Genomic DNA, 4,780 nt, shown 5'->3' on the forward strand with positions numbered 1-4,780 from the left:
ATTGATACAGGCTATATCAGTGAGTGCAATGATGCAATGGCTAAGATGTACGGTTCGGATTCCAAAGATAATATACTTGGAAGAAAATTGCAGGAATTTTCACTTGACAGAGATACATCAATAAAAAGGTTAGTGGATTTTGTAAAACATAATTTTCAGACTAAACTTCTTGATAACTCGGAATACGATATTGACGGCAGCATAAAATATTTCAGGAATTCTTATTCAGGTTATATTTCCGAAGGTGTATTAAAATGGATTTGGGGTATTCAGACTGATATCACAGAAAAAAAAGAATCTGAAAAACTTCAGCAGGTTATGTATGATATTGCAAACGAAGCATTAAGTGTAGAGAATCTTGAAGAGCTCTTTGATAAAATAAGAATAAATATCGGTAAAATTGTTAATTCCTCAAATCTTTTTATTGCATTATTAAACAACGATAAGAAAAAATTAAAAATAGCATATTCAACTTCCATGGATAAAATTAATCTGGATTTAACAAATAAGAAATCTATTACCAAATACGTGATAGATACTGATAAATCACTTTTGCTCAGTCTTGATGATATTAATGAGCTCCATAATAAAGGGCATATAGAGTTAATCGGCAGGCCTGCGCAATCATGGCTGGGTGTTCCATTGCATTTGGGTAAATCAGTTATAGGAGCAGTTGTTCTTCAGAGTTATACTAATCCGAAACAGTTTAGCAACAAACATCTTGAGTTTTTAAGTTTTATATCAAACCAGATAGCAATTTCAATTGAGAGAAATTTCAAAGATGAACAAATGCGTAATTCGCTGAAAGAAAAAGAAGTTCTTTTAAAAGAAGTTCATCACAGAGTAAAGAATAATCTCCAGGTTATTTCAAGTCTTTTAAGCCTGCAGACCAAACAGGTTAAGGATAAAAAATCTCTGGAACTTTTCAGGGAAACACGTGATCGAGTACGGTCCATATCGCTTGTTCATGAACGTCTTTACGCAACAAAGGATTTCAGCAGTATAGATTTTAATGATTATGTTTATAATCTTGGTTACGAACTGTTCAGAACATACGGCATTAATCCGGACAGAGTTTCTCTTAATATAAATATAAATAATGTTGTGCTTGATGTCGAATCAGCAGTACCATGCGGGCTTGTCATTAATGAACTCATTTCAAATTCTTTAAAATATGCTTTCCCTGGCTCCTCAAATAAAAGAAAAGGGAGAGTTACTATATCAATGAAGGAAAAACAGAACGGGATAATTGAACTTAAAGTTTCTGATAATGGTGTAGGCGTGCCTGAAGGAATTGATATTTTGCATTTGGATTCGCTTGGCCTTAAACTAGTCTCTATACTTGTAGAAGACCAGCTTCAGGGTAAAATCAGGATTAGCAGCAAAGAAGGGCTCTCTTATAAAATATCTTTTAAGAAAATATTATAAATGATAAAAAAGTAACTACAAAGAACAGAATTCGATTTGTATTTGCAGAAAAAAAGCGGGGAAGGTTGATGTTAAAAGCTCGAATACTTGTTGTTGAGGATGAGGGCATAGTAGCAGAAGATATCAGGCAGGTTCTGATTAAACTCGGATATTATGTAATTGATACTGTTGCTGATGGTGATGAAGCTATTAAATTAGTGCAAGAGGAAAAGCCCGACCTTGTGCTGATGGATATTGTACTAAAAGGTGAAAAAACAGGAATAGAAGCGGCAAAGGAGATATATAAATTTAATGTTCCTGTTATTTATTTAACGGCATATGCTGATGAAACTACAATTGATAAAGCAAAAATGACAGCTCCTTTTGGGTTTATCCTTAAACCATTTGAAGAACAGGAGCTTAAAAGTACAATTGAGATGGCTTTATATAAACACAAAATGGAGATGAGGTTAAGAGAAAAGGAGCTGTGGTTCTCTACAACTCTGATGAGTATAGGTGACGGAGTTATTGCTACAGATGTTAAAAGTAAAATTATTTTAATGAATTCGATTGCAGAGAATCTCACAGGTTGGAACCAGAAAGATGCCAAGGGGCAGCCTCTTGGAAAAGTTTTTAATCTTGTAAAAGAGGACGGAGCAAAAATAGATCTGGATATTGCAGATGTGTTTAAACGCGGAAGATTAATGAGCCTCCCCGCTGAGACATACCTTCTTTCACGAAATGGTTCAAAAATACCAATTGACGACAGCATTGCTCCGATTACAGATCAAATACTGGGTATAACAGGCGCTGTAGTAGTATTTCACAACATTGTTGAAAGAAAACTTGTAGAAAGAGCACTTAAGGAGAGTGAAGAGCGATACAGAAGCCTGTTTGAAGAGTCTCATGATGCAATATATATTACTACAAGAAACGGGCAATTCGTTCTTGTCAATCAATCGGCTTTGGAGCTTTTCCATTATACCAAGGAGGAGATTGTCAAATTAAATATTAAAGATCTGTTTGTTGACGAAGATGCATGGAAAGAGTTTAAATTGCTGATTGAGGAGAATGAATCTGTAAAGGATTTTGAAGTAGAATTCTATAATAAGGAAAGAGATTCAATATACTGCATTCTAACTGCCAGCCTTAGAAAAGATGATGATGGGGAGGTGCATGGTTATCAGGGCATAATAAGAGATGTTACAGATAAAAAACGTTCTGAGTTAGAGAGAGAAAAGATAAAAGCACAACTCATGCAGGCACAAAAGATGGAAGCAATTGGAGTTCTTGCCGGAGGTGTTGCACATGATTTTAATAATCTGCTTACTATAATTCAAGGCAACATTGATTTGGCTTTAATGAGAATGGATAAAGAACAGGATAAAGAATTATTCAGTGACCTTACAGCAGCTCAGGATGCGTCTCTTCGTGCAGCTGATCTTACAAGCCAGCTTCTTCTGTTCAGCAGAAAACAGCCAATGCGTTTTGTAAAGGAAGATTTGAATCAAATTATTGAGGATATGCTCAAAATGCTTCACCGCCTGATCGGTGAAGATATCAGTATCAAAACAGATCTTTCCGATGAACTTTTAAAAGCCAGAATTGACAGGGGAAGTATTGAACAATTAATAATGAATCTTGCTGTAAATGCAAGAGATGCAATGCCTGACGGTGGTGAGATTAGAATAAAGACCTGTAATGCAGAAAATGGGAGTCTTTTATTCCAGAGAGAAGAAAATTCCAACTATGTGATGTTTTCCTTTTCTGATACAGGTATGGGAATAGAAGATGAAGTCATTGACCATGTGTTTGACCCGTTTTTTACTACAAAGGGCCCGGGCAAGGGCACAGGCCTGGGGCTTTCCGTTGTTTATGGAATTGTACAGCAGCATGGCGGGTGGATAGATGTTGAAAGCCAAATAGGAAAAGGCACTGTTTTTACAATTTATATACCTGTTGCAACAGATGATATTGAGGATTTAAAGAGAAGCCGTATAGATGAAGATACAATTAAGGGAAACGGGGAGAGGATACTTGTTATTGAAGACGAAGAAGGTGTGAAGGAATTTGTATGTACAGCCCTTACAAAATACGGATATAAGATATTTCAGGCTTCAACTTTAGCTGCAGCGAGGGAACAATTGGAACAAAGGAGTGCATTTTTTGACCTTGTTTTGTGTGATGTAGTGCTTCCTGACGGGAACGGCCTTAACCTTCTTGAAGAGAAATATTTTACTGACCTGTCAATCCCTATTATTTTCTCCAGCGGTTATACCGGGGAAAAGTCGAGATGGGAAACAATAAGGGACAAGGGCATACCTTTTATACAAAAACCTTTTACTGTTAATGAATTACTTGTTAAAATAAAGGATACTTTTTCCTTATAAAAAATAGTTTTATGAAGAATAAAAAGATAATATCAACTATTGGTGGGAATGATTACAAAAATGCAGTTAGCGGATTTTTGTCAAATTATTCAATAACTGCTAATATTGCTGAATTATCTGTTTTGCATGAGATAGTCAAAAAGTTTTCGAAATTCCCCTATGAAAACCTAAGTAAAATAATAAAAAACAGAAAAACAGAGGGGCTTAATAAATTACGGCTTCCGGAAGAAGTGTTTGAAGAAAATCGTGAATACAATTTTGGAGGAACTTGCTTTTCATTAACGTTTTATTTGAAGAAAATTCTTGTATCTGCAGGATTTAGCACGTATCCTGTGCTGGCAGATATGAAATGGGGGAAAAATGTCCACTGCAGTCTGGTGGTGCTCCTTGATGGAGTGAAATATCTTGTTGACCCGGGTTACCTGATTACAACTCCAATGGAGATAAACAAGTTAAAACCAAAAATGTACAAGACGGAATTTTCCGGAGTGGAATTGATTTTCAGAAGAGACAGCAGAAGAGTTGAACTGTATACTTTTAATTCAGCCGATAGAAAATGGCGCTACTCGTTTGAAGATAAACCCGTAACTGAAGATGAGTTCGCAAAAGCGTGGCTGGAATCATTCAGTTTAAAGACAATGAAAGGCCTGTGTCTAAACAAGGTTGAAAATAATACCAGAATATATATACATAACACTTTTATGAGAGAGGAGAACTTTAATACCAAGAAAAACTATAAAATTAAAAATAATCTGCACCAAACTATTTATGATAGATTCGGCATTAAAACAGATTTGGTAGAAGAGGCTATGGAGTACGTCAAAGAGTTGTCTTTGAGTAAAGAGTGATGATAAGTGGCTGAGATTGAAAGAATAATCTAAAATTGTTAACCGTAATTTATTATTCTTAAATTTAAAATATAGAAAATAGTTATATCAATGGGAGGGTGAGTTGTTTTGTTATAAATGCGGAAAAGAAATAAA

Annotated in this window: 3 protein-coding genes; all 3 read left to right on the forward strand. The window is 35.2% G+C overall.

Annotated features, from left to right (window positions below):
• Nucleotides 1-1,428, forward strand: a 1,428-nt coding sequence (locus J7K93_07545; GenBank protein ID MCD6116852.1) for a GAF domain-containing protein, incomplete at its 5' end; no start/stop codon positions are given.
• Between the two features lie 68 nt (nt 1,429-1,496).
• Nucleotides 1,497-3,797, forward strand: a complete 2,301-nt coding sequence (locus J7K93_07550; protein MCD6116853.1) for a response regulator — start codon at nt 1,497-1,499, stop codon at nt 3,795-3,797.
• 11 nt (nt 3,798-3,808) lie between these two features.
• Entirely contained in the window at nt 3,809-4,645 is an 837-nt protein-coding gene (locus J7K93_07555; protein ID MCD6116854.1) for an arylamine N-acetyltransferase, read from the forward strand.
• Nucleotides 4,646-4,780 lie beyond the last annotated feature (135 nt).

The organism is bacterium (genome assembly GCA_021158245.1).
Lineage (GTDB): Bacteria > Zhuqueibacterota > QNDG01 > QNDG01 > QNDG01 > QNDG01.

What these genes read in the sequence shown, in the direction of transcription:
- J7K93_07550 (MCD6116853.1), top strand. Translation starts at nt 1,497, where the DNA reads ATGTTAAAAGCTCGAATACTTGTTGTTGAGGATGAGGGCATAGTAGCA.
- J7K93_07555 (MCD6116854.1), top strand. Translation starts at nt 3,809, where the DNA reads ATGAAGAATAAAAAGATAATATCAACTATTGGTGGGAATGATTACAAA.